This is a genomic window from Pseudocnuella soli, from assembly GCF_004347775.1.
GTDB lineage: Bacteria > Bacteroidota > Bacteroidia > Chitinophagales > Chitinophagaceae > Flavisolibacter > Flavisolibacter aquaticus.
Map to the genome: position 1 here is coordinate 4,148,335 of NZ_CP037755.1, position 25,229 is coordinate 4,173,563.

20 protein-coding genes are annotated in these 25,229 nt (G+C 50.9%); 9 read left to right on the plus strand and 11 right to left on the minus strand.

All coding sequences use genetic code 11. The features are described from left to right. Positions 1–146: 146 nt before the first annotated feature. Positions 147–2,903 (minus strand): M16 family metallopeptidase, encoded by a 2,757-nt coding sequence (locus tag EPD17_RS17075; protein WP_132055757.1) that lies wholly within the window; start codon positions 2,901–2,903, stop codon positions 147–149. 111 nt (positions 2,904–3,014) lie between these two features. Then, complete coding sequence (locus EPD17_RS17080) at positions 3,015–3,398, minus strand: hypothetical protein (protein ID WP_204743210.1); 384 nt, start codon at positions 3,396–3,398, stop codon at positions 3,015–3,017. 98 nt (positions 3,399–3,496) lie between these two features. On the opposite strand from EPD17_RS17080, the gene EPD17_RS17085 reads away from it, so the two are divergent. Continuing rightward, positions 3,497–3,694, plus strand: a complete 198-nt coding sequence (locus tag EPD17_RS17085) for a hypothetical protein (protein ID WP_132055759.1) — start codon at positions 3,497–3,499, stop codon at positions 3,692–3,694. Between the two features lie 18 nt (positions 3,695–3,712). After that, on the plus strand, positions 3,713–3,943 hold the full coding sequence (locus EPD17_RS17090; protein WP_114234952.1) for a hypothetical protein: 231 nt from the start codon (positions 3,713–3,715) through the stop codon (positions 3,941–3,943). A gap of 69 nt (positions 3,944–4,012) precedes the next feature. On the opposite strand, the gene EPD17_RS17095 is transcribed toward EPD17_RS17090, so the two are convergent. Together EPD17_RS17095 and EPD17_RS17100 are read right to left on the minus strand one after the other, a co-directional pair. Then, positions 4,013–5,572, minus strand: coding sequence for a protein adenylyltransferase SelO (locus EPD17_RS17095; protein ID WP_132055760.1), 1,560 nt, complete (start codon positions 5,570–5,572; stop codon positions 4,013–4,015). Positions 5,573–5,730: 158 nt separating this feature from the next. Then, a complete protein-coding gene (locus EPD17_RS17100; protein ID WP_204743211.1) occupies positions 5,731–6,294 on the minus strand; it encodes a UbiX family flavin prenyltransferase in 564 nt (187 codons plus the stop codon). Between the two features lie 158 nt (positions 6,295–6,452). Here EPD17_RS17100 and EPD17_RS17105 point away from each other — a divergent pair, with 158 nt between their 5' ends. The 3 genes from EPD17_RS17105 (at position 6,453) to EPD17_RS17115 (ending at position 10,794) form a co-directional block, all read left to right on the plus strand. Next, positions 6,453–8,303 (plus strand): glycoside hydrolase family 2 protein, encoded by a 1,851-nt coding sequence (locus tag EPD17_RS17105; RefSeq protein ID WP_132055761.1) that lies wholly within the window; start codon positions 6,453–6,455, stop codon positions 8,301–8,303. A gap of 254 nt (positions 8,304–8,557) precedes the next feature. Further along, positions 8,558–8,944 carry an SMU1112c/YaeR family gloxylase I-like metalloprotein gene (gene gloA2, locus EPD17_RS17110; RefSeq protein ID WP_132055762.1) on the plus strand — a complete coding sequence of 129 codons (387 nt, stop codon included), beginning with the start codon at positions 8,558–8,560 and terminating at the stop codon, positions 8,942–8,944. Between the two features lie 77 nt (positions 8,945–9,021). Further along, positions 9,022–10,794 (plus strand): UvrD-helicase domain-containing protein, encoded by a 1,773-nt coding sequence (locus EPD17_RS17115; protein ID WP_132055763.1) that lies wholly within the window; start codon positions 9,022–9,024, stop codon positions 10,792–10,794. A 12-nt stretch (positions 10,795–10,806) separates the two neighbouring features. Here EPD17_RS17115 and EPD17_RS17120 read toward each other — a convergent pair whose 3' ends face one another. After that, positions 10,807–11,841: a serine hydrolase domain-containing protein gene (locus tag EPD17_RS17120; RefSeq protein WP_132055764.1), complete on the minus strand. Its 1,035-nt coding sequence runs from the start codon at positions 11,839–11,841 to the stop codon at positions 10,807–10,809. Between the two features lie 284 nt (positions 11,842–12,125). Here EPD17_RS17120 and EPD17_RS17125 point away from each other — a divergent pair, with 284 nt between their 5' ends. Continuing rightward, complete coding sequence (locus EPD17_RS17125; protein ID WP_132055765.1) at positions 12,126–14,711, plus strand: PKD domain-containing protein; 2,586 nt, start codon at positions 12,126–12,128, stop codon at positions 14,709–14,711. 563 nt (positions 14,712–15,274) lie between these two features. On the opposite strand, the gene EPD17_RS17130 is transcribed toward EPD17_RS17125, so the two are convergent. From EPD17_RS17130 to EPD17_RS17145, 5 genes are all read right to left on the minus strand, one after another. Further along, on the minus strand, positions 15,275–15,991 hold the full coding sequence (locus EPD17_RS17130; protein WP_132055766.1) for a hypothetical protein: 717 nt from the start codon (positions 15,989–15,991) through the stop codon (positions 15,275–15,277). A 95-nt stretch (positions 15,992–16,086) separates the two neighbouring features. After that, positions 16,087–16,743: a DedA family protein gene (locus tag EPD17_RS17135; protein WP_114234945.1), complete on the minus strand. Its 657-nt coding sequence runs from the start codon at positions 16,741–16,743 to the stop codon at positions 16,087–16,089. A 44-nt stretch (positions 16,744–16,787) separates the two neighbouring features. Beyond that, entirely contained in the window at positions 16,788–16,934 is a 147-nt protein-coding gene (locus tag EPD17_RS20030; protein WP_165929642.1) for a hypothetical protein, read from the minus strand. 107 nt (positions 16,935–17,041) lie between these two features. Next, positions 17,042–17,527 carry a hypothetical protein gene (locus tag EPD17_RS17140; RefSeq protein WP_132055767.1) on the minus strand — a complete coding sequence of 162 codons (486 nt, stop codon included), beginning with the start codon at positions 17,525–17,527 and terminating at the stop codon, positions 17,042–17,044. A gap of 134 nt (positions 17,528–17,661) precedes the next feature. Beyond that, positions 17,662–19,560 (minus strand): beta-N-acetylhexosaminidase, encoded by a 1,899-nt coding sequence (locus EPD17_RS17145; protein WP_132055768.1) that lies wholly within the window; start codon positions 19,558–19,560, stop codon positions 17,662–17,664. Between the two features lie 178 nt (positions 19,561–19,738). On the opposite strand from EPD17_RS17145, the gene EPD17_RS17150 reads away from it, so the two are divergent. After that, on the plus strand, positions 19,739–20,455 hold the full coding sequence (locus tag EPD17_RS17150; protein WP_132055769.1) for a 3-ketoacyl-ACP reductase: 717 nt from the start codon (positions 19,739–19,741) through the stop codon (positions 20,453–20,455). A gap of 396 nt (positions 20,456–20,851) precedes the next feature. Continuing rightward, entirely contained in the window at positions 20,852–21,658 is an 807-nt protein-coding gene (locus EPD17_RS17155) for a hypothetical protein (RefSeq protein ID WP_132055770.1), read from the plus strand. A 131-nt stretch (positions 21,659–21,789) separates the two neighbouring features. Here the strand turns inward: EPD17_RS17155 and EPD17_RS17160 are convergent, their stop codons facing one another. Next, on the minus strand, positions 21,790–24,231 hold the full coding sequence (locus EPD17_RS17160) for a heavy metal translocating P-type ATPase (RefSeq protein WP_132055771.1): 2,442 nt from the start codon (positions 24,229–24,231) through the stop codon (positions 21,790–21,792). A gap of 448 nt (positions 24,232–24,679) precedes the next feature. Between EPD17_RS17160 and EPD17_RS17165 the strand changes: the two genes are divergently transcribed. After that, positions 24,680–25,174, plus strand: coding sequence for a hypothetical protein (locus tag EPD17_RS17165; RefSeq protein WP_132055772.1), 495 nt, complete (start codon positions 24,680–24,682; stop codon positions 25,172–25,174). Positions 25,175–25,229: the final 55 nt, after the last annotated feature.

Sequence of the window (25,229 nt, forward strand, 5' to 3'; positions counted from 1 at the left end):
ATAAAAAATGGGGATACCAAATAGAACTCGACATGACAGCGGCTGCGGGTGGAGGTTATACTTTGCTTTCAATTTTTTCAACTACTTAGAAATAAAAAAGCCGCCTGCATTGCACAGGCGGCTATTCAATACAATAATTCAACTCATTAAAAGTCCTTCCGCTCCACTCCTTCTGAGTCAATGTATTTTACGGGGCCGAGGTTTAGTTCCTGGATGCCTTTTTCAATTTTTGTCTTATCGCCTACAATCACCCAGGTTAGTTTTTGTGGCTGTACAATTTTGTTGGCGGCTTGCTGCACATCTGTAAGTTGCATGTTGCGCAGCATAGTTGGGTAGTTTTTCAGGTAATCCATACCCCGCTCGTAGTTGATGGCGTTTTGCAATGTATTCAGCACGGCGCTGTTGGTTTCCCACATCCCGGGCAGTTGCAGCACGGCGCTGCCCTGCATTTTGCCAAACTCCGCTGCGCTGGCTTTTCGTTCGCCCACATACTCTTTTAGTTCGCGCTGCAGTTCCTGTATCGACTCTTTGGTTTTGTCGGTTTGCACCGGTGCATACGCAGTAAAAAACGATGGGCCTTTTGCATCGAGGTTGATGGTAAATGCGCCATAACTCCAATGCTTGTTCTCCCGCAGGTTCATGTTGATCCGCGAGGTAAACTCGCCGCCCAAAATCTTGTTGGCCATTTGCATGGCTTCGTATTGCGGGTCTTTTGCCGAAGGCGAAACAACAGCAGCAAATATGATGCTTTGCTGTGCCTCTGGCTTGTCAATGATGTACACCGATGGCTTGTCGGCGCCGGCCACGGTGCCGATGTTTTTTTGCGGCACGTTCTTCGATTTCCACTGCGCCAGGTTTTGCTCCAGTCCTTTTTTCAGTTCCGCTTCGGTTACATCGCCCACCACTACAAGTGTTGCATTATTGGGTGCAAACCAAGTGTTGTGAAATTGTTGGAGGTCCTGCCGTGTAATTTTCTGCACCGATGCTTCGGTGCCCGAACCCGTGAACGGATTGCTATAAGCGTGGCCGCTGCCATATAATAATTTGGGCAAAATGCGCAGGCCCATGGTCACGGGTTGCGCCTGCTCCTGTTTGATGTCGAGGAGTTGTTCTTCTTTCACCCGCTCAAAATCTTTTTGCGGAAAAGCCGGGTTAAGCAACACATCGCTAAACAGGGCCAGCGATGGATCAAGGTTGCTTTTTAGTGCACTGAGGTAGAGATAAGTGTTGTCGAGGTCGGAGTAGCTGGAAACCGATGCGCCAAGGTCTGCCATCTGGTCGGAAAGCTGCAGCGAGCTGCGGGTTTTGGTGCCTTCGGTAAGCATGCTGCCCACCAGCGATGCAAGGCCCGGTTGGCCAAACTGGTCGGCGGCATAACCGGCATTGATCATCAGCGACATGTTGACCACCGGAACGCTTTTGCGCTCCACCAGCGCCACTTTTAGGCCATTGCTTAGCGTAAATTGTTTTACGGCCGGAAACTCAGGCGTTTTTGCACCCCCCAATGGCGGCTGTTCGACTCTGTTGAGTGTAGCTGCCGAAGCGGTGTATGCAGGATACGGCGTAATGTGCAATACATACTCGCCATCAGACATCCATTTCTGACCGGCTTTTTTGAGGTCAGGTGCGGCGGCATCCCGCACCCATTGCATGATCTTTTTGTAATGTCCTGCATCGCCGGCATAGGTTTCGGCTTGCGCCAAAATATCGCTTTTACCGCCAAAGCCACCAATACGCTCCAGCCCTTTTACTACGCCGGTAAAATAGCGGGTTTTAGCCCGCTCCAATTCCTGAGGCGTGGGGCCCTGCGCCAACATGCGAATCAATTCTTCATTCATCACCGAATCGATACGACCAAGGCTCACACCAGGCTTTGCATCGGCCACCAAAAAGAACTGCCCGCCGATTTCTTTTTCATCGGTATAAAAATATACGTTCGATGCCAGTTGGTCGTCGTACACGAGGCGCTTGTACAAGCGGCTTGTTTTCCCCTCGGTCAGCACCGATCCCAGCAGGTTGAGGTGTGCCATTTCCTGCGTGCCCCAGCCGGGTATGTTCCAAACTTTTTGCAGGCGTGCCTGCGGCACCCGGTCCTGCGCGGTTTGAAAATGTTTGCCCTTCATGGGCGCAATCCAGGTGCTGTGCTTGGCAATGGGCGGCGATGCAGGAATATCGCCAAAATATTTTTCTACGCGTTTACGCACATCTTCTGCATCCACATCGCCGGCAATAACAACTACTGCATTGTTGGGGCCATAATATGCTTTAAACCATTCGTGCACATCTTTCAGCGAAGCCGCATCGAGGTCTTCCATCGACCCGATCACTGTCCATGAATAAGGGTGGTTGGCGGGATAGGTGCTTTTTACCGTCAACTCTTCCGACACGCTGTAGGGCTGGTTTTCCCACTGGCGTTTTTCGTTTTGCACCACGCCGCGCTGCTCGGCCAACTTAGCCGAATCCACCGCTTTGAGCAGGTAACCCATGCGGTCGCTTTCTACCCACAGCACTTTATCCAGTGCACTTACCGGGAAGGTTTGAAAATAGTTGGTGCGGTCGTTATTGGTGGTGCCATTGAGGTCGGTGGCACCGATGGAATCCATCAGTTGAAAATAGTCGTCGTTGTAGTGTTCGGAGCCGTTGAACATGAGGTGTTCAAACAAGTGTGCAAAACCGGTTTTGCCCGGCTTTTCATTTTTGGAACCCACATGGTACCAAATGTTGAATGCGGCTACCGGCGCTTTATGGTCTTCGTGCACAATGAGGGTAAGGCCATTGGGCAGCACAAATTTTTTAAAGGGGATATCGATCTGCGGGTAGCTTTTTTTTACCGGTTGTGGCGTTTGTGCAAAAGCCGGCGCCACTGCCAGTAGCAAGGCAATGAACAGCAGTTTGGGTTTCATAAAAGAGGTATTAAGCAGGTGAACGATGTGCTTAATTTAAGCGCATTTTTTGGCAAAAAGAAAGCCGTTTTACAAACGGCTAATACCCCACTCCCAACTCCCGGTTACCCACTATTCACTGCCTTTGCTTTTGCTGCGACCGGCAACCTTTTGTTTGCCTTCTTCGCTGCGGGCAAAGCTGCGGTTCATGGTTTTGATATGCGCCACGCGACGGAACCGCAATGCGCTCCAGTCTTCATCGATGGCCACCATGCGTACGCCTTCGAAATTGGCTTCGGCAAGCGCATGCCAGCCGGTATCGCGGTTAAAATCGCAGGTGTATTTTTTAGAGCTGCCTTTGGGGTAGCAAAACCATAACACGCCATCGCCTTCCAGTTTTTGCGCCAGCAGCGGCGCCAGGCTATCCACCTCTTTTTGTTGTGTAACAAAGGCCATAATGAAAGCGTAACCCATTACTGCATCGGCATCAGTTGTCACTTTTGTGTGTTCCGCCATTGATTGCATTTCGGGCACAAAACTCTCAGGTGCATTCAGAATTAACACCTGGGGTTGGTTTTTAAAATTCAATTTCTTAAATAGTGGCGTCATATAATTTGGAAAGAGTTACTAAGGTAGCGGCAGTTGGTGTTTTGCAAAAAGAATTACGGCAAAATATGGCGGGTAAAAATAGCGCAGGTGTATCAATGCTTTTCGATCAGTGCATCATTGCTGATGCTGGCACGAGTTTATTACCTAAGCCGGTGGGACAGATGCCGCATCGTGTTACCCTAAAAAATATGCACCCATTTTAATAACCAAAACAGGATACTATGGACCAGAAATTTCCGATGGAATTTACGCTAGACAGTGGCACGCATGTACTGATCCGGCAAACAGGCAGCAGCCGGTTTGAATTTAACCTCACGCCTACCGAAGGTGCACCGCGGCAATTTACGTACGTGGAGGGCGAACACACCAAAAGCGAATGGGACGATATTGCCGATTTTGAACAACTGGAAGCGCTGCGGCGGTTTTGGCTCGAAACAGAAGACATTGTATAAAGCAAAAGGCAAAATTCAAAAGGCAAAAGGAACAACGTTTAGCAAAACGATTTTTGCCTTTCGAATTTTTTAAGAGCTGCACGAAAGCATGGAGCAGCCTGCTTTTTGCGTAGCCCAGCCCGGCCTGCGGCCCAGCAACGCTGCATCGTGTACGGCATCGTATGGCTGTTTCATGGCCCTTTCCAGTTGGCGGAACGGCGCTTCGTTGCCGGCTTCCAAAGCCTCAATGGCTTCGTGCAACAGGTAGTTGCGCAAAATAAATTTCGGGTTGGCATCCTGCATGATCGTTTGCCGCACCTGCGCATCGCCGCTGTTTTGCTGCAGCCGCTTTTCGTATTGTTGTAAAAACTGCAACAAGGCCGCGGCACCTTCTGGCGATGGATCTGCGTAAAAAGTATCTGCAAAAATTTCCACTGCAGCGGCTTCGCTTTCCGGCGCTTCGGTTATACGTGCCAGTTGTTGAAAAAACAAGGTGTAATCGGGCTTTACCGCAGCCAGCATCTGCTCCAGGCTGTTGATCAATCGCGCATCCTCGGCCACTACAGTTTCCAGACCCAGTTTGCGGCACATCATTACGTAATATTTTTTCCAAAACACATCATCGTAGCTATTGAGTGCAGCCAGCAGTGCTTCGGTCTCGGGCAGCAGGGTTGCCACGGCACCGCCCAATGCGCCAAGGTTCCATTTGGCTATAGCGGCTTGTTTACCAAAAGCATAACGCCGCCCCGGCAAATCAGTAGTGTTTGGTGTAAATGTTGGATCGTAATCGTCGAGCATGGAATAAGGCCCAAAGTCAATGGTCAGGCCAAGGATCGACATGTTATCGGTATTCATCACACCGTGCACAAAACCCACGCGTAGCCATTCAACAATCATCGTTGCAGTACGCTCCACCACCTCGGCAAACCATTGCACATATGCATCCTCGCCACTGATGTGCGGGTAATATCGGCTGATGGTCCAGTCGATCAGTTGTTGCAGGTTTTCCGATTCTTCACGTGAAGCCGGCATTTCGAAATTGCCAAAGCGCAAAAAACTGGGCGCAGCCCGCATTACAATGGCGCCGGGCTCCATTTGCGGATTGCCGTTGTAAAACATGTCGCGCATTACTTCATCGCCGGTGGCTACCAGCGCCAGTGCACGGGTGGTGGGCACGCCCAGATGGTGCATGGCCTCACTCATCAGGTATTCCCGCACCGACGAACGCAGCACGGCACGGCCATCGGCCCGCCGCGAATAAGGCGTGGGTCCCGCGCCTTTTAGTTGCAGTTCCCAGCTTTGCCCGGCATCGATCGGCCATTCGCCCAAAGTAATGGCGCGGCCATCGCCCAACTGGCCTGCCCATGAGCCAAACTGGTGGCCCGCATAGCAGGCTGCATAAGACCGCATGGTTGGCGCCAGTAAGTTGCCGCCCAGCAATTGTACATCCTGCTCTGTTGGCGTGGCTATGCTCAAGTCGGTAGCGAGTTCGTTGCTCCAAGCCAGTAGTCGCGGCGCTGCTACGGGTGTAGGTTCGGCTTTGCTCCAAAGTACGCCGGGTGTTTGGCGTGGCCGCTTGTCGCCGCTGTCATCGCCGGGAAACTGGGTTACAAATTCGTTGCGGTAATTGCCGCTATGTAAATGTTGCATGCTTGTCGTTTCGTTGAATATCGTTTCGCATTGTCCTGAAAATATCCGGCCAGTATTGGCGGGCACAATGCGAAACATGAAAAATGGGTGCAGCAAAATGCGCCGCAAATGCCCGTTATATCATGGCATATTTTTACCCAATACCGGTCTTATTTTAACTACTTGCCGCCGCCCCAGCGGTAGCTTTCATCGCGCAGGCCGGCCAGGTCCACAATGCGGTTCACAACCGTAAGGGCTGCCTCTTCCAAAGTTTGCGGCCGGCTGTAAAAAGAAGGCGTGGCAGGACAAATAATGCCACCCGCTAATGTTACCGTTTCCATGTTGCGGATGTGCACCAGGTTGTACGGCGTTTCCCTAACCACGAGAATAAGTTTCCTGCGTTCCTTCAGCATCACATCGGCGCCGCGGGTGGTAAGGTCATTGGAAATGCCACCCGCTATGCGGCCCAGCGTACCCATGGAGCAAGGCACAATGATCAATGCATCGTACTGCGCTGAGCCCGATGCAAATGGTGCGGTAAAATCCTGCTGCGAATAGTATGTGAATGGAAAAGATTGGTAAGTTTCATCGCCCAGTTCGGTTTGCCACACAAAGGGTGCATTGGAGCTCATCACAACACTCACTTCGGCCAGTTGTGCCTGCAACTGCTCCAGCTTTTGCAACAACAATTTTGCATAGATCGACCCACTGGCACCGGTAATGGCAACGGCTATTTTTTTCATTTCGATGAAGATACAACCGGCGCTATATTTTGTTGTGGGCGGTGCGCAAAAGAAGCGCTTAAAGCGCTTTTTTAACAGTGCACCCTCATACATGAACGCTTTTTACCAACCGTTCTGTTTAGGCTTATTTCCCTATCTTCAAACCAACCTTTGAATGTATGAAACAGCTTGCCACATTGATGCTGCTCTGTGCAGCTACCCTTAACAGTTATGCGCAAACAACAACGCAATGGAAGCCTGCCGAAGGACGTATTTCCACGCCTTGGGCTGCTAAAGTAAACCCCGCCGCGCCACTCCCCGAGTATCCACGTCCGCAACTGGTGCGCAACACCTGGATGAACCTAAACGGTCTTTGGGATTACAGTTTGCTGCCGCAGGGCGGCGATACACGACCAGCCAATTTTGATGGCAAAATACTGGTGCCGTTCGCTGTGGAATCATCGCTTTCAGGCGTGGCCAAAACAGTGGGCAAAGACAGCGTGTTGTGGTACCGCCGCACCGTGACGTTGCCCCGCAATTTTAACGGGCAAAAAGTGCTGCTGCATTTTGGCGCCGTAGACTGGCAGGCCGATGTGTATGTAAACGGCCAGCCCGCCGGCACGCACAAGGGTGGCTACGATCCTTTTTCATTTGACATTACCCCGCACCTGAAACGCGGCCAGCAGGAAATTGTGGTGCGTGTTTGGGACCCCTCCGACGATGGCCCGCAGCCACGCGGCAAACAGGTAAAAAGGCCGCATGGCATTTGGTACACACCAGTTACCGGCATCTGGCAAACAGTGTGGCTGGAAGCAGTGCCGCAAACTTATATTTCGGAAACAAAACAAACACCCGACTTCGACAGCAAGCAGGTAACGGTGCAGGCACAAGTGGCCGGTGCACAGGCATCTGACGTGGTGCAGGTATCGGTGATGGCTGGCGGTGCCGAGGTGGCGAAAGGACAAGGCAGCCCGGGATCGGACATCACCATCACGGTGCCCAATGGCCGTGCATGGTCGCCAAAAGATCCGTTCCTCTACGACCTGAAATACACCGTGCTGCGCAATGGCCGCAAGCTGGATGAAGCGAAATCTTATTTTGCGCTGCGCAAAGTGTCGATGGCGCCGGATGCTGCCGGCATTCAGCGTATGTTGCTCAACAACGAGTTTGTGTTTCATTTTGGTCCGCTGGACCAAGGCTGGTGGCCCGACGGGTTGTACACCGCGCCAACCGACGAAGCCTTAAAATACGACATTGAGCAAACGCTGGCAATGGGTTTCAACACCATTCGCAAACACGTAAAAACAGAGCCGGCACGTTGGTATCGTTACTGCGATGAAATGGGCGTGCTGGTGTGGCAGGATATGCCGAGCGGCGACCTGGGTGCCCGCTGGGAATCGAGACCGGGCATTGTGGGCCTGGGCCGCGATATGGAACGCAAGCCTGAGTCGGAGCAAATTTTCCGCACCGAGTGGGCCGAGATCATGAAGGACCTGCACAATTTTCCCAGCATTGTTGTTTGGGTGCCGTTCAATGAAGCATGGGGACAATTTAAGACCGCGGAGTTAGTGGAATGGACGGTCAAACAAGATCCATCGCGTCTGGTGAATGGCGCCAGCGGTGGCAACTTTACCACTACCGGCCACATCATGGACCTGCACAATTATCCCGAGCCGGCCATGCCCGATCCAAAGATTTATGGCGCTAAACAAGCCATTGTGCTGGGCGAATACGGCGGCCTGGGCCTGCCACTTGAGGGCCATACCTGGCAAGACAAAAACAACTGGGGCTACCAGAATTTTAAAAATAAAGACGAACTGTACCAGCGCTATGCTGCGTTTATTGATCGCATCCCGGCCCTGATCAGGAACGGTCTTTCGGGTGCTATTTACACACAAACCACCGATGTGGAAATTGAAACAAACGGCCTGATGACTTACGACCGGCAGGTCATGAAAATTCCTGCAGAGCAACTTAAGGGCATCACGCAAAAATTGTATGATGCATCGTTGGTGCGGTTGAAACAATAATGGTTGATGCTGGTAAACAAAAAGCCCGGATGCTTGTTGCATCCGGGCTTTTTATTGGAATGTTGTGCTCCGTTTCTTTGTGCTTCCGTACTTTACTTAAGTTGAATACTTTCTGCCTGTCATCCTGACGAAGGAAGGATCTGAACTTTGTGCAATTGTAAGCTTTGCAACGCTCAGATGCTTCGCTGCGCTCAGCATGACAAACAAAGAGGCTTTCTACTAGTTGAAATAAAAAAATCCAAAATTATCACGACATGGAAATTTCCGCAGTGCACCACATTGCCATTATTTGTTCCGATTACGAACGTTCGAAAGCATTTTATACAACTGTCCTTGGTTTGGAAATCATCCGCGAAGTGTACCGCGCAGAGCGCAATTCTTACAAACTTGATCTTGCATTGAACGGGCAATACATCATTGAATTATTTTCCTTTCCCAATCCTGCGCCTCGCCCCTCCTACCCCGAGGCCTGCGGACTGCGGCATCTTTGTTTTGCTGTGCAAAACATTACGGAAACCGTCACTTATTTACAAGCGCAAGGCATCACGCCAGAGCCCGTTCGCATCGACGAATACACGAACAAACAGTTTACTTTTATTCAAGACCCTGATGGTTTACCTATTGAGTTTTATGAAGGGTAAAATGCCCGAAACAATTACAGCTTAATACTTCGAAACATCCACTTGCTCACACCGCAACGCAGTATTTTTGCAGCCGCATGAAACGGACAGCGGAACAGGAAAGGATCATCAACACCAATGGCAACCTGAAAATAAATGCAGTGGCGGGCTCGGGCAAAACCACTACCATGCTCGAATATGCCCGCAGCAGGCCTTCCGGTTCCCGCATCTTGTACCTTGCGTTTAATAAAACAGTAAAGCTGGAAGCTGCCAAACGCTTTGCCGAGATGGGCATGCCGCAGGTAAAAGTAGAAACGGCACACTCGCTTGCCTATAAAAATATCGTGTTCCGCCACGGCTACGAAGTGCGGTCGCAGGGCTACCGCACCCACGAAATTGCAGAACTCCTGGGCCTGCAGGTAAGCGGCGAAAAACATGCGGCATTTATTGCCGCCAATCATATCAATAAGTTCATTACTTATTTCTGCAACAGCAGCGCTGCCAAGGTGCAGGACCTTAATTACCTCGATGTGGTGCACGATGCGCAAGCCCGCAAATTTGTGCACAGTTTTTATCCGTACATCGAGCAACAAACACGCCAGTTGCTTGCCCGCATGGATCGCGGCGACATTCCCATCATCCACGATTTTTACCTGAAGAAATTTGGATTGTCCAACCCCGTGCTGCCGTTTGATTATATCCTGTTCGACGAAGCACAGGATGCATCTGCGGTGATGCTGGATATTTTTTTAAACCAACGCGCCACCAAGGTAATAGTGGGCGATACGCACCAGCAAATCTACGGCTGGCGCTATGCCGTAAACGCCATGGCCGGCGCTCCTTTTCAAAGCATGGAGTTATCGCGTTCCTTTCGTTTTGGCCAGGATATTGCCGACCTGGCAAAGGGCGTGTTGGGTTGGAAAAAAACATTGCAACAGGATGCACCAACCGTGGAAATGCACGGTGCAGGAAAAAGCAAAAGCACTGCTGCAAAAGCCATTATTGCCCGCACCAACCTGGGCCTGCTGCTCAAAGCCATTGAAGCAGTAACCGGCCCCAAACCCTTGAAGCATCTTTATTTTGAAGGCAATCTTTCTTCGTACACTTATGCCGATGATGGCGCATCGTTGTACGATGTGCTGAACCTGCACAACGGCAAAAAAGAACAGATCCGCGACAAACTGATTCAAGATATGGACAGCATGGCCGAACTGGAAGATTACGTGGAGAAAACAGAAGATGCACAACTGGGCATGATGGTGGAAATAGTGCTGCAATACGAGAACGATATTTATGGCCTGCTGCAAACCATCCGGGCCAAACATGTGGGTGAAGAAGACCGCCATAAGGCCGATGCCATTTTCTCAACCGTGCACCGCTGCAAAGGCATGGAGTATGATGTGGTGGAGCTGGCGCCTGATTTTATTACCGAAAAAAAGCTGCAGCAACTGGTAGATGAAAGTACCGATGGCAGCCTCGACCGGGCACGGTTGAATGAAGAAGTCAACCTCCTGTATGTAGCCATTACCCGTGCAAAAACCCACCTGCATTTGCCCGAAAATTATGTAGCCAAAGACTTCCCGCCATCGCCGCATATTACGCTGCTGCCAGTTATATGGCGCAACGAGCAAAAGCCTGCAGAAAAAAAGACCACCTACAACCGCGGTGCAGCAAAAGGAGGCAACACCCCAACCCGTGAACGTGCTGTAAAACGCGGCCGCTACCAGGCATGGAACGCCGACAGCGACGAAGTACTGACCCAACTGGTAGACACCGGCGCCACGGTGGAAGAAATGGAACGGGTGCTGGAGCGTACCCGCGGCGATGTGGTAACGCGGATCAAAAAACTGGGGCTTTGGGAACGGGATTAAACAAGCTTTTTACTACAACTGAAGTTTATTAATCGTGTGCAGGATTTTCCAAAAATGCGGCATCACCGCTTCAAATGAATTGCGTACGGCAATAACGCCATAGTATCCCCGCTGCCGGTCGATCCAGGGCGTAAAACCAAATGCACCCGGCGAGGCATTGATGGCAATATCGCCGTCTTTGATGACCCAGTTGCCCACGGCATAACGGGCAACCGCAGCCGAAGATGCAGCACCAGAAACATACTTGGTAAACGGGCTGTAGCCGGTGGTAGTGCTGCCTGTTTGGTCGGCCAGCATCAGGTCAACTTCCTGCGGCGTGAGGTATTGCTTACCGCGAAAGGTGCCATTGCCGGCCAGCATTTCCAGCAACTTCAACGCATCGGCTGCAGTGCTGCTGATGCCGCCCGCCACTCGGGGCAGCGAGCCCAGCCGGGAGCCGCTGTACCTTGTATTGGTCATGGCCAGTGGCCGCACCACTTCTGTTTCGAAAAGATGGTTCCAGCTTTTGCCGGTAACAATTTCGCAAACCCTGCCCGCCACCTGCATAGAAAGGCCACCATAGTTGAACTGTGTACCCGGTGCGGCTACCAGCGGCATGGCGGCAATTTCTTCCACCATTTCGGCCAGGCTTTGCCGGCGGTTGCCCATTAGTTCGGTCACGGTTTCGGCGTTGCCGGGCAGCCCGGTGGTATGGGCAAAACAATGCCGCAGCGTTATGGCCTTTTTATCGCCACCAAACGAAGGAATGTATTGGCTCACTTTATCATCCAGGTTGAGTTTTCCGCCATGCACCAGCCGCATCAGCACCAAGCCTGCGTACCATTTCGATGCGGATGCAATCGGCATCGGTGTGTTTTCGGTAAAGCCGCCACGCGATTGGCTGTAAATTGTTTGACCCCCTTTTTGCAGCACCATGGTTATGCCACCGCCCCTTCCGGCCATGGCGGTATGGGTTTGGTTAAAAACAGCATCCAGTGCGGGCTTATAAGTTTGGGCCCAAATGGAGTTGATGCAGCAAAGTGCTGCCAGCAGGAATATTTGTTTCATAGCAGGGAGGGATGTTGCTAAAAATGAAACGCAGAAAGGCACTGTTTATTTGAAAATGAAATTCCGTTTCCCCAACAAGCGACTTTTGTTTTTTGCAAAACCGGGTGTTTTGGTGAAGCAAATAGGCGCTTTTTATCTCGTTGGTAAAACAACAGCAACCGGCCGACACATAATTGCCCCCTTTTAACCTATTACCTATTTAATTTATTTAACTTAAAGGCCTGCAGCGCCATTTGGCGCCAAAAACCCAATGCTTTTGCCTGCATAAATACCGGCCGCTGATTATGAGAACCTGTTTCCTTTTGCTTCTATTTTTGTGTGCATCATTTACCGGCTGGGCCTTACACGGCAAGGGCGGCATGCTTACTTACGAATACCTCGGTGTGGGTGCTGCGCCCAATACCACCAAATACCGCATCACGGGCACCCACTACATTGACTGCGGCGGGACGCAGTTTACCGAAACAGCAATTTTTGTGGGCATATTTGATGGTGCAGGCAACAAGCTGCTGCGTACCCTCACCATTCAAAAAAGCGGGCAGGATTCTATTTATAAAAAATCGTTTGGCTGCATCAACCCCGCACCCAATGTTTGTTTTGTGGTGGCCACTTATGTGCAGGAGGTTGAACTGGCCAACAATGCTGCGGGATACCTGCTGGTAGAACAGGAATGCTGCCGCATTGTGGGCATTCAAAACCTGGTGGCATCTAACAGTTATGGCAGCACGTTTACAGCCACTGTGCCGGGCGGTGCCAACCGGCGCAACAGCAGCCCACAGTTTGCGGCACGCGATACGGCTGTTATTTGTTACAGCTCTTTTTTCCGCCTCGATATGAGTGCCACCGATGCTGATGGCGATTCGCTTTCTTATGCATTTTGCTCGGCACTTACCGGCGGCTCCGGTGCACAGCGCCAACCCAACCCACCAGCCGATCCGCCCTATAACGAAGTGGGATATTCGGCCGGATATTCCGGCGCTATTCCATTGGGCGCCAGCGTTACCATCAACCCACGCACTGGTATGATATCAGGCACGGCGCCGGCAGTTACGGGCAAATATATTATTTCGGTTTGTGTATCGGAATACCGCAACGGCATGCTGATAGCCACCACCAAAAAAGAAGTGCAGGTGGAGGTGGCCAATTGTAAATTATCGGCTGCGGTATTGCAGCCCGAATACATCAATTGCAACTCATTTACTTCCACTTTTGAAAACGAAAACCCCAATGCGGAAGTAGCTACCTACTCCTGGGATTTTGGTGTGCCCCGTATCAACACCGATGTGTCAACCGCACAGCGGCCTTCTTACACCTACCCCGATACGGGCCGGTACGTGGTTAAATTAAAAGTAAGCACCACCAACGGCTGCACCGACAGCACCACTACCGAGGTGGCCGTTTACCCGGGCTTTGCTGCGGGCTTTTCCATTGATGGCAGTTGCTACCAATCGCCGTTTGTTTTTACCGATACCACCAAAGCAACTTATGGCGTGGTGAACAAATGGAAATGGAATATTTTCCCGGTGACCAACGCCACCGACCAAAACATCACACACCAGTTCAGCGGCGTGGGGCAATACCCGGTTTCAATGATCGTGAGCAGCAGCAAGGGCTGTATTGATACCATTGAAACTACTGTAAACGTATACGACCGCCCCGACCTCAAGCTGGCATTTAAGGACACGCTGATTTGCAGCATCGATACGCTGCGCCTAAGGGCCTCAGGTGCCGGTACGTACCAGTGGACCGCCACCAACGGATCGGGGCGCATACTGGATGCTGCTACGGCTACGCCTCGGGTGTTTCCGCAGGACACTACTTTTTACAAAGTAACCCTTACCGAAAAAACCTGTGTGGCTACCGATACGGTGCGGGTGGCGGTGCTGCCGTTTATTACAGTGCAATTGCCCGCGGACACCTCCATTTGCCGCGGCGACAGCATACAATTACTACCGCAAAGCAGGGCGCTGCAATACCAATGGACACCGGCAACGGGGATGGATAATGCTACCGCCAAAAACCCGATGGTGGCGCCCAATATTACGACCAGCTACCGCGTAACAGCCAACCTGGGCCGCTGCCAGGATGAAGCCACGATGGTGGTAAAAGTGGCACCGTACCCGCAGGCATTTGCAGGCCACGACACGCTGATTTGCTACGACACCGATGTACGCCTGCAGGGCGATATGGTGGCCTCCGCTTTTCGATGGACCCCAAGTAGCACGCTGACGCCGGCCAACTCGTTGTCGCCACTGGTAAGGCCGCTGCAGGCCACTGCTTATGTACTAACGGTGAGCGACACACTGGGTTGCCCGAAGGAAGTTTCCGACACCGTGATGGTGGGCGTTGTGCCGCGGATATTTGCCGATGCGGGCCGCGATACCGCCGTTGTTGCCGGCCAGCCGCTGCAGTTGCAGGCATCGGGCGGGGATGCATATCAATGGTCGCCCCTATTTGGACTGAACAACCCGGATATTGCCAACCCTGTAGCATTACTTGATCGCGAAACCGAAACAATTACATATAGTGTATTGGTGGAACGTGATGGCTGCTATGCTACCGACTCCGTCAAGGTAGTGGTGTATAAACTGGGCGCCGATATACTGGTGCCATCAGCATTTTCGCCCAACGGCGATGGCCGCAATGATGTGTTGAAACCCATACTGGTGGGCATGAAAAGCCTGACCGAATTCCAGGTGTACAACCGCTGGGGCCAACTGGTGTACAGCACCCGTACAGCCGGCCAGGGTTGGGATGGCCGTATTGGCGGCAGTGCACAGGGCAGCGGCGTCTATGTGTTTCTTGCCACGGGCACTACATTCGATGACCGCAAGATTGTACGGAAGGGAACGGTGATGTTGGTGCGGTAAAAAGGTAGGTTGTATTGAATTTTATTTGGCGAATTGCGCCAAGTTGTAAAGTCGTTTTATTGACTGCACTTTCACTGAACAACGTTTACTTTTTTGCTCCTGCAAAAAAGTAACAAAAAAGCAGGCCCGAAATCAAATGACAGCCTGATTTCGGGAGCACGCCTTGATTATGCTGTGGTGCTACTGTGATTAAGAGCTTTGGATCAGTGTTCAGCAATAAAACAGCCATTTGCTTTTGTATCAAAACGTGTTTAATCTGAAAACAGACAGACGCTTTGCTCTGTCATGCTGAGCGCAGCGAAGCATCTGAGTGTTGCAAAGCGTACAATTGTGGAAAGTTCAGATCCTTCCTTCGTCAGGATGACAATGCAAGTGGTCCTTTGAAGAACAACATGTTTGCGGGTGCAAGACAAACATCACCGTATAAACAAAGAATACAAACGTCCACATCGACCCTAGAATAGGGCAATAAAAATTACTACAAATACAAACAGCGGCGTAATGTATAATGCATAGATGAGCATCCTTTCCCTAGCTAATACTAACACAAAGCACCAAATCCCCTATACAACCGCCGCGACCCCGGCAGCCAAGCCTTCCATATTCTGCGCCATTTGCTTCATGCGGTAAATGCGTTCTGTTTGGTCGTCCTGCCGCTGGTCGTCGGGGCAATAATAATCACCACTAAAACCGTCAATACTTAGGCCCAGCCGATGCGCCAGCATAAAGGCATAAGGCCGCCAGCCCCAGCCCAGTCCAGCGGGCATGCTTTGCAGGTAGGGCACCAGTTTGGCATTCATCAAAAACGGACCATAGATATAATCCAGCTCCTTTCCCATCAACTCTGCGCAGCAGCGATTAATTGTGGTTTCAGTCATTTGCTGGAACGCGGGAAAAGTGGCAAAAGCCGCAGCCGACCGGCTGGCAAGATAGATGCCGCTTTGGTCATCCACTTCAATCTGTGCCAGCATTTGCGGCAGGTGTTGGGTAAAAAAATCGAGCTTGTCCGGTTCGGCATAAAAGATCCATTCAGCACCGGTAGCAGCGGCGGCATCAATGCTGCTTTTTGTTTGCGGCCACAATCCTTTTACCGGCCCCATCACTGTAGCATTGGGTAAGGTTTGCAAGCCGGTAACATAAGCTGCATCTGACCCTGCATCGGTAATAAATAGCGGCAGACCTATTGTGGAAAGCTGGGTTAGTGAATTGGTTAAAACAGTTGCTTCATGGGCATCGCGGGCCCACGATATGGTGGCAATGGCTAAGGATTGGGTGTTCATACCGGGGCAATTTAAACCAAAATAAAAAGGCACAAAGCAAGGTGTATGCTTTATGCCTTTTTACAAAAAGAGGATAAAATTTTCCCCGGGATATTTTAATTACCAGCCGCCTGCTTTTTACGCCTGGCCTTGATCAATTCGATAATGGGCGGCACCAGCGACAAAAAGATGATGCCGAAAATAACATAGGTAAAGTTGTTTTTTATGGCCGGAATGCCGCCAAAAAAATAACCCAGGAACAGGAACGAAGTAACCCACACCACACCGCCAATAACATTGTACGATGCAAACCTGCTATACGACATGGTGCCCACACCAGCCACAAACGGCGCAAAGGTGCGAACGATGGGTACAAAGCGGGCATAGATGATGGTTTTGCCGCCATACTTGTTGTAAAATGCCTGCGTTTGTTCGAGGTATTCTTTCTTCAACAATTTGTAGCGGCCGCTAAATGCCCGCGGACCAATATAATTGCCTACATGATAGTTCACCAAGTCGCCGAGGATGGCGGCAACAATGAGGATGCCGCACAACAAAAAAATGCTGAGGCCGCTTTCGGGGCGGGCTACAATGGTGCCGGCAGCAAACAGCAGCGAATCGCCGGGCAGGAACGGTGTTACTACCAAACCGGTTTCGGCAAAAATGATGAGGAATAAAATAAGGTAGGTCCAGGTTTTATAATTGCTCACGATCTCCACCAGGTGCTGGTCGATGTGGAGGATAAAGTCGATGATCGATTGTATGATTTCCAAGGTGTGCCGATTATGTTTTTGTTTGGGCTAAAATTCCAGCAAGATTAGCGATTTTTTGCCGGATCCATTTTTGGCGCAGGAGGCGAAGCATCAAAGGCATCAGAAATACCAGCGGTATATAAACAGTGGGCAAAGCCGCGATCATAAATTTTTATGTGCAACCTGCGCATTGCAGCACCAACTTTTTCCAACCGCACAAGGCTTTTAATAATGTATAAAAAAAACAACACGCATGAACCGGCGGGGCCGTTGCATGCGTGTTGCGATGATTTTTGGTTAAGGTAAACGTGATGCGCTTTTATCTACCAGTCCCTGTTTTTCGCTGTGGCTTGTACCCAATCACAATCACCGGGCTGGAGATCTTTTGTTGTTTATTTAGCGAAGCCAACACTTCTTCATAGCGCTTTTTAGTAGCCGCATCCGGCTCGCTGAATTTTCCATCGTCGTTTCCCAAATAAATAAACACCGGTATGGTGATTTGGAAGCCGTCAGGAATGGCTTTGATCTGCTCCAGGTTGCTGGCCTGGTTCAGCGCAGCTTCGGTCAGTACTTGTTTTTGGGTAAATGAGTTGAACAAAAAGTCGGTCTTCAACCGGTCGCCGCTTTTAGCAACCTGCACCAGCACAATGCCGGTAGATTCGCAACCTTCACAATCCGTGGGCGCCACCGTATACCGCTCCATCAGTCGTTTTACATAACCATCCGGATTGGTTGCAGGGTCCACTTGTGCCCACGAAGCAAGGGAACATAAAAACACCGCTACAAAAGAATAAAGCCTTTTCATAACATTAAATTTTGTTTTTCTAAGTTACCCAATTTGTATACCCGAAAAACATAATAAGAACAGGCCAATAAAAAAGGCCGGTGCATGAACACCGGCCTTTTTGGTAAGACGCATCATCCCATTTTTCAAAGTCGTTATTTCACCCGCTTGGCCAGTTCGGAAAGCGGCATATAAATCATCCGGCCCTTTTGCTCCCTGCCACGATAGGTAACCACTTTCAGCATCACTGCATCTTTTGGTGGCACCAGGGTGCCCTGCACTTTTGGTGAATGGTGATCGGGGAACGTATTGTCGAAAGAGTAGTGAATGTCCAGGTCTTTTACTTCAGTAGTCAGGTCAATCTTCAATTTACCGTCGGTGCCGCGGCCAACTTTTACAATCGGATCGAACATGCTCGGCGCATATTTTACATCAGCTACATCAAAGCGCTGCATGTGCGCTTCCACGCGGGGCACAAATGCATCCCAGTTCTTTTTTGCCTTGGGCGACCAAACCGATTCGGCAATGGCAAAGCCGCGGGGCCAGGTCATGTACTGCGCATGGCGCATGTGGTAAACCTGTTCGGTCCACAAGTTGGCCTGTCCGCCTTTGATAAGTTTTGGATCCACTCCTTCGGGCAACGGGTCAAACTGGTAGGCTTTGTTCAACCGCAACGAAGCATAAATGCGTGGCTCCACAAATGCATCGCCCTGCATGTAATCGATGTAGGCAAAATCGGTTGGGCTCATCACCACTTCGTGGCCCATTTTGGCGGCAGCAATACCACCTTTCATACCGCGCCAACTCATTACCGCTGCACCCGGTGCCAGTCCGCCTTCCAGGATTTCATCCCAGCCAATGACCTTTTTACCTTTCGACGAAACGATCTTTTCCACGCGTTTTACAAAATAGCTTTGCACTTCGTCCATGTTTTTCAGGTTCTCCCGCTTCATCAGGGCTTTGACCGCATCGCTGCTTTGCCAAAAGGTTTTAAAGGTTTCATCGCCGCCCATGTGGATGTACGGAAAAGGAAACAACTGCGCTACTTCGGTAAATACTTTGTCGAGAAATTGGTATACGTTTTCATTGGCGGGGCACAGGTTGTCGTCGATGAGTGCTATGTGTTTGCTCCAGTCTTTAATAGACTGGCCCGATGATACCTCGGGCTTGGGTCCTTTGCCAAACGAACAGGCCAGCTCTGGGTAAGCGGCAATGGCCGCCAGGCTGTGGCCGGGCACATCAATCTCGGGCAGGATGTTTACAAAACGCTCCTGTGCATACTGCACCAGTTCGCGGATATCTTCATGCGTATAAAAGCCGCCGTAGTTGCGGGGTTCGTCTTTGGTGGGCGGCGAAAAAGTGCCGAAATAGCCTTCTTTTTTTACGTTCCACGCACCCACTTCTGTCAACTTGGGCAGGCTTTTAATTTCAATACGCCAGCCTTCGTCATCGGTCAGGTGCAGGTGCAGCAGGTTGTACTTGTAGCGGGCCATCTGGTTGATGTATTGCTTTACATCTTCTTTGGTAAAAAAATGACGCGCCACATCGAACATCAGTCCACGCCAGCCAAAGCGGGGATAATCGGTGATCTCCACCTGCGGCATGCTCCAGGCCACGCCCTGCACCGCGGTGGGGCTTTCAATTTCTTTAGGTAGCAATTGCAGCAGCGTTTGCACGCCATAAAAAATACCTGCAGGCGCATTGGCCGAAACAACAGCACCATTTCCCGTTACCGAAATTTTATATCCTTCCTGCCCAATCTGCGCATCGGGGGTTTGCAGCAACTGCAGGCGGATGGTGGCACCGGCTGCGCTGTTGTTTACCGATACATTGTAGCCGGTAGGCACCGACAGGCGTTGTTTTAAAAAATCAATGGTAGTGGTCAACGCTGGGTTTGCGTCCGCAGCAATCACTACCTGCTGGGGCAGGGTAAATAGGCCGCTGCCCGTCGTCATGCTAACCGGTTCGGGGATGAGGGCCGGCTTTGGGGTGCTTTGGCTAAAACCGGAAGCATACAACAGCAAGCCGGCGGCAAGTACAAACAGTTTTTTCATGTTGAGCATATTCAGGTTCCAAAAGGTGTGGCAAAATGAGCTACAAGTTAATGTATCGCATCTGAACAGATTGTAAAAACAGGGCTGCAATCGATTGCGCTAAAGGAAGTTTTTGGGGCAAAACAGGTTGTTGGCAGGGCACAGCCTTCGGGCTTAACTTTGCGGCAAAATTGTAGCAATGGAATCATTACAGGGAAAAATAGCACTGATTACCGGTGCAGGAAAAGGAATTGGTAAAGCGGTAGCACTGGCGCTTGCTGCCGAAGGCGTACACGTTGGGCTGCTGGCCCGCTCGGAGGGCGACCTGCAACAGGTGGGTGAAGCCGCTGCCGCAAAAGGCGTTAAAGTGTCGGTAGCCGTGGCCGATATCACCAACCTCGATGCAGTGAATGCTGCAGTGGAACAAATCTCCAGCGAACTGGGGCCCATCGATATCCTGATCAACAATGCAGGCACGGCTGCGTTCGGCGGCTTTTTGCAGCTGGAGCCGGCCCAGTGGGAGCAAATCATCAAGGTAAACCTCATGGGCGTGTATTACACCACCCGCGCCGTGCTGCAGCAAATGATCGACCGCAAAACCGGCGACATTGTAAACATTTCGTCCACCGCCGGCCAACGCGGTGCCGCAGCAACCAGCGCTTACAGTGCATCGAAGTTTGCCGTGCTGGGCCTTACCGAATCACTGATGCAGGAAGTGCGCAAACACAACATCCGCGTAACGGCGCTTACACCCAGCACAGTGGCCACCGACCTGGCCAAAGAGCTAAAGCTGACCGATGGTAACCCGGAGAAAGTAATGCAGCCCGAAGACTTTGCAGAACTCATTGTGATGCAGTTAAAACTGAACCGCCGTGTGTTTGTAAAAGAAGCAGGCTTGTGGAGTACTAATCCTTAAGCCTTTTTAGGAGCGCCGTTCGGAATGAGCGGCGTTTCTTTTTTTGAACCACGAAGACACGAAGAAACAAAGGGGCACAAAGGGAGCAAGTATATTGGAAGATGTATTGTTTGGTTCTATCGTTTGTTTAAACGCAACCACTATTTTCGTTGCCATAAACGACCGACAATTTTTGTCATGCTGAGCGCAGCGAAGCATCTGAGCTAACACCAAAAACACTTAATATAGCAGCCGGCAACTACATAATAAACCGACATAAAACATCCACCCACCCCACTCATCCACACCAATTCCACGCTGCCAAAATTTTAGCTTATTCAAAACAGGTCCGCTTCCTATTTTTCCATGGATTAAAAACGTATCGGTACTCTTTATCAAAAAACCAAAATCACAACCATGCCCAAACTAACTGCCCAACTCCTCGCCATTGGCGCATTCTTGTTTAGCATTGCAATAAGCAGTTGCGGCACCGCATCCAAAATGGGCCTTAGCCCTGATTTAAAAAGCGATGCCGCTGCATACCCCGTCAGCGGCCGCAACGGCGTGATGATCAAACAGCGCTTGAGCTTTGGCCCCTACACCACTCCTTTTGTAAAACGCAGTTGGATCAACACCCGCAAGGATGTATACGGCGCCAGCACCGGCACACCCGGCGGCCCCGATTACCGCAACATCATCAGCGCCGAACACATGCGCAAAAAACAAACAGTTTCGTTTGCCTTGTCGGATGGAGGCGAGCAGGCCACTGCATATTGCGTTACCCGGTTTAATGCCGATGGTTTGCAAGTTGGCCCGTATAAAAACAGTGTACTGAATACCGGCCTGCAGGTATGGAACTGGCTGCAAACCGAAAACCTTTTTTATGTGCAGGTGTACACCGATGCGGACGAAAAGCCGTGGGAACTATTGCTGGATAATCGTGCAGCACAAGGCGCGTCAAAAAAGTACACCGGCGTATTTGCTAAAAGCGAAAACCAATACTACACCATACGTCCCGCTACGCAAATAGAACAAGGCGGCCAGGTGCGGCAAATGCCTTTTGGATCAGTAGGTTTTGAAATACTGGATAGCGAAGGGCGGCCTGTAGCTGCCGTGTCGCGGATGGAAAAAGGAACGGTGTACCTGGGCAACCTGCCGCAAAAAGAAAAGCTGTTGCTGGCAACGCTGTGCACCGCTTTGCTACTGCAGGAAAATATTGGATAGGGGAAAGATGAGGGATGATGGATGGTGGATGATGGATGATAGTTGGTAGTTGGTAGTTAATAGGCGACTTAGTAAAAATGGGAAGAAGGTTACAGCATTGCAACCCTCTTCCCATTTTTTATTGTAATTATTTACAGCCCCTTGCGTTTTGCAGCAATAGATGCACACAGTGCAGTAAACAGGATAATCGAAATAGAACTTGCGGGCATCAGTATGGCTGCCACCATCGGCGACAGGTTTGCACTGACTGCAAAACTCAACCCCACGAAGTTGTAGCAAATGGAAAGAAAGAATGCGCCGGTGATGATGGTTTTGCCGCTGCGGGCATAGCCTACCAACCGGTGCAGTTTGCCAACACCCGAACTATCCAAAATAGCATCGGAAGCCGGCGTAAACTGGCTAGTGTTCTCACTCACCGCAATACCTACATCGCTTTGGCGCAGGGCACCTGCATCGTTGAGGCCATCGCCCAGCATCAGCACACGGGCTTTTGGTGTTTGTTGCAGCAGTTGTATGTATTCCAGTTTGCTTTGCGGCGACTGACCAAAATGCATCGGCGTTTCTTTACCAAATATTTGTTGCAGGTGTTCCCGCTCCGAGTCATTGTCGCCTGACAACAAATGCATTTCATAACCTTTCTGCTCCAGGTGTTGCACCATGGTGCGTACCCCTTCGCGGTAGGAGTTGGCAATGGCAAAATGTCCCTTAGTATTGCCGTCGAAGGAAATCCAAACTTCGGCGCCGCCATCTTTTTTGCCTGCTGGCTTGTGTGCCACAAAAGCCGCCGAACCCAACACCACTTTGCAATCGTGCACCACGGCTTCGGCGCCCTTGCCGGCATTTTCTTTAAAATGTGCCACGGGCAACGGCTGTGCGCCCTTTTCCAACAGGTGTGCTGCAAGCATGCGGCTCAGGGGGTGCACCGATTGTTTGGCCAGTGAATACACCAGGCTTTGCTCCCATTTATTCAGTTGGCCACCTACAAATTCAATGTTGGCTTTGGTGGTATGCGTCAGCGTGCCGGTTTTGTCAAATACAATCGTGTTTACCCGCGACAATGCCTCGATGACCGACGCATTTTTTAAATACATTTTATTGCGGCCAAATACCCGCATCATGTTGCCGAATGTAAACGTGGCCGAAAGCAACAGCGAACAGGGACAAGCCACGATGAGTGCCGCAGTAACCGAAGGCAAAATATTGGCAGGATTTACAATGGCCCAATAAATGCCGGCACTGCCCGCAATGGTAAACAGCACCGCCGTGAAATATCGGCTCCATGGATGGATGAAGGATTTGTCGCGGTTTTTTTGGCCGCCCATGCCGTCGTTGTTGTTCCACAGCTGCGTGATATAGCTTTGCGAAACGGCCTTGACTACCTCCAACTCCAGGCTGCCACCCAGTTGGCGGGCACCGGCATAAATGAGTTCGCCTTTGCGTTTGAGCACCGGCGTGTTTTCGCCCGATACAAAACTGTAATCAATATTGGCTTCGCCGCTCATGAGCACCGAGTCGGCGGGTACCATTTCGTTGTGGCGCACCAGTATGCGGTCGCCGGCTTGTAGTTTTGAAATAGCCACGGGCTCTTCGGCACCATCTTTCAGCACTGTTACGCCCAGCGGGAAATAAGATTTATAATCGCGGTCGAACGAAAAAGCATCGTGGGTTTTGTTTTGAAACCAACGCCCCACCAGCATAAAAAACACGATGCCCGACATGGAATCGAAATAGCCCACGCCGGTGCCCGAAACCACTTCATACACGCTGCGCGAAAACGTCATGAGGATGGAGAGGGCAATGGGCGCATCAATATTGAGCCAGCTTTGGCGCAGCCCTTTGTATGCCGATACAAAAAACTCGGAGGCGCTATAAAAAAATACCGGCAGGGCCAAGATGAGGCAGAGCCAGGTAAATACGTTCTTGAGATATGCCTCCGAAATATGCCCTGATGAAAAATACTCGGGAAACGACAGCATCATGATCTGGCTGAAAGCAAAGCCGGCAACACCTATTTTGTAAAACTGTTTGCGGGAGATTTTTTTCGGCTTCTGCGTTTCGGAATCGTTCAGCGTGATGTATGGCTCGTAGCCAACAAATGCCAGCAGCTCCACCACTTTGCGCAGCGAGGTTTGCGCAGGATCGTAAGAAATGAATATTTCTTTTTGGCCAAAATTGGTGGTGCTTTGAATGATGCCCGGCTGGATGGCGTGCAGGTTTTCGAGCAGCCAGATGCAGGAGGCGCAGTGCATTTGCGGCAGGTACAGGACAAGGTGCGCCTGTTTTTCATCGCGAAAGCGCAGCAGCTTTTGCACCACTTCTTCGTTGTCGAGGTAAGCAAACCGCTCCGATGAAAACTTGCCTTTTACCTTAATGCCCGGTGTGTTGCTCAACTCGTAATAGTTGCACATGCCGTTTTCCTTGAGCAGGCCGTACACAAACTTGCACCCTTCGCAGCAAAAATATTTTTCCTCGTCCACGATCGAGTGGTCGCAGGCTTCGCCGCAATGATAACAGGTGGTGGCTTGCCGCTGGGGCTTTTTGGTGGCGGGCGGTGGTGGCGTTACAATTTCCATGAGCTGGGTCGTTGGGTGTCAATGTCTGCAAAAATGCCCCGGAAACCGGCGGCCCGGCCTGAGGGGTGTCAAAGGAGAAACTGAGAGAAGTCAGGCGGGGAGGGAGTTGGGAGTTTAGAGTTGAGAGTTCAGAGTCGGGAGTCGGTAAAAAGGTTGGGTGAATTTTACACCCGGCTTTAAACCCTGAACTATGAAATATAAACTCTGAACTATGAACTACTGACTGTCAACTGTCCACTCCCAACCGCCAACTACCGCCCCCTGCCGCCAACGGCTCATTTATGATTGGAGCCTGATGGCGCTTATATTATTTTAACCGGCTGGATGTTCCGCTGGCTGCATACCTCGCTTTGAAATGTTTTGACCCCTACCCGCTTGCCCCTTGATTCCGGTAGATCGGCACCCCCTGACAACGCCCCTTCTTGGTTCACTTAAAAAACCACATGCAATGAAAAAGAATGTACTGGCCCCATTGGGCTGCTGCCTGCTCTGCCTCATTTTTGCCCACAACGCCGCCGCACAGGAAGTAAAAAAGCTGCCCGAAGTGTTTGTAACCACGGCACATTCGGCACCCATCAGCAGTAAGCTTTCTCAGGCCTTTTACGCCGATTTTGCCAACGCCAGGCAGCCATTCTGGGACAAACAGGGAAAATATTTTTACGTGTACTTCCTCACCGACGACATGAGCAACCGGGCCAAGTATACCAAACGGGGCAGCATACTGTACCAGATGAGTTACGGCCACGAACATAATTTGCCCAACGATATCCGGCATCTGTTGCAAACAAGCTACCATGACTACGCAGTAAGCGGGGTAACGCATGTAAAAATGGACCGGCAAAACGTGTGGCTGGCCAACCTGCAGGACAATAAAAACCTGCTGGTGGTGCGGGTAGACGATGCAGGCGTTGCACTGCTGTCGCGATATGACCGGGCACAGTAATGTTGTGTGTGCAATAGTTCCTGACCGGTAACAAGCGGGTTGGCATTAAATGCTG

Bases quoted from the DNA above. Each gene is read 5' to 3' on its own strand.
- EPD17_RS17075 (WP_132055757.1), bottom strand. From the start codon at position 2,903: ATGAAACCCAAACTGCTGTTCATTGCCTTGCTACTGGCAGTGGCGCCG.
- EPD17_RS17080 (WP_204743210.1), bottom strand. From the start codon at position 3,398: ATGGCGGAACACACAAAAGTGACAACTGATGCCGATGCAGTAATGGGT.
- EPD17_RS17090 (WP_114234952.1), top strand. From the start codon at position 3,713: ATGGACCAGAAATTTCCGATGGAATTTACGCTAGACAGTGGCACGCAT.
- EPD17_RS17095 (WP_132055760.1), bottom strand. From the start codon at position 5,572: ATGCAACATTTACATAGCGGCAATTACCGCAACGAATTTGTAACCCAG.
- EPD17_RS17100 (WP_204743211.1), bottom strand. From the start codon at position 6,294: ATGAAAAAAATAGCCGTTGCCATTACCGGTGCCAGTGGGTCGATCTAT.
- EPD17_RS17105 (WP_132055761.1), top strand. From the start codon at position 6,453: ATGAAACAGCTTGCCACATTGATGCTGCTCTGTGCAGCTACCCTTAAC.
- gloA2 (WP_132055762.1), top strand. From the start codon at position 8,558: ATGGAAATTTCCGCAGTGCACCACATTGCCATTATTTGTTCCGATTAC.
- EPD17_RS17115 (WP_132055763.1), top strand. From the start codon at position 9,022: ATGAAACGGACAGCGGAACAGGAAAGGATCATCAACACCAATGGCAAC.
- EPD17_RS17120 (WP_132055764.1), bottom strand. From the start codon at position 11,841: ATGAAACAAATATTCCTGCTGGCAGCACTTTGCTGCATCAACTCCATT.
- EPD17_RS17125 (WP_132055765.1), top strand. From the start codon at position 12,126: ATGAGAACCTGTTTCCTTTTGCTTCTATTTTTGTGTGCATCATTTACC.
- EPD17_RS17130 (WP_132055766.1), bottom strand. From the start codon at position 15,991: ATGAACACCCAATCCTTAGCCATTGCCACCATATCGTGGGCCCGCGAT.
- EPD17_RS17140 (WP_132055767.1), bottom strand. From the start codon at position 17,527: ATGAAAAGGCTTTATTCTTTTGTAGCGGTGTTTTTATGTTCCCTTGCT.
- EPD17_RS17145 (WP_132055768.1), bottom strand. From the start codon at position 19,560: ATGAAAAAACTGTTTGTACTTGCCGCCGGCTTGCTGTTGTATGCTTCC.
- EPD17_RS17150 (WP_132055769.1), top strand. From the start codon at position 19,739: ATGGAATCATTACAGGGAAAAATAGCACTGATTACCGGTGCAGGAAAA.
- EPD17_RS17155 (WP_132055770.1), top strand. From the start codon at position 20,852: ATGCCCAAACTAACTGCCCAACTCCTCGCCATTGGCGCATTCTTGTTT.
- EPD17_RS17160 (WP_132055771.1), bottom strand. From the start codon at position 24,231: ATGGAAATTGTAACGCCACCACCGCCCGCCACCAAAAAGCCCCAGCGG.
- EPD17_RS17165 (WP_132055772.1), top strand. From the start codon at position 24,680: ATGAAAAAGAATGTACTGGCCCCATTGGGCTGCTGCCTGCTCTGCCTC.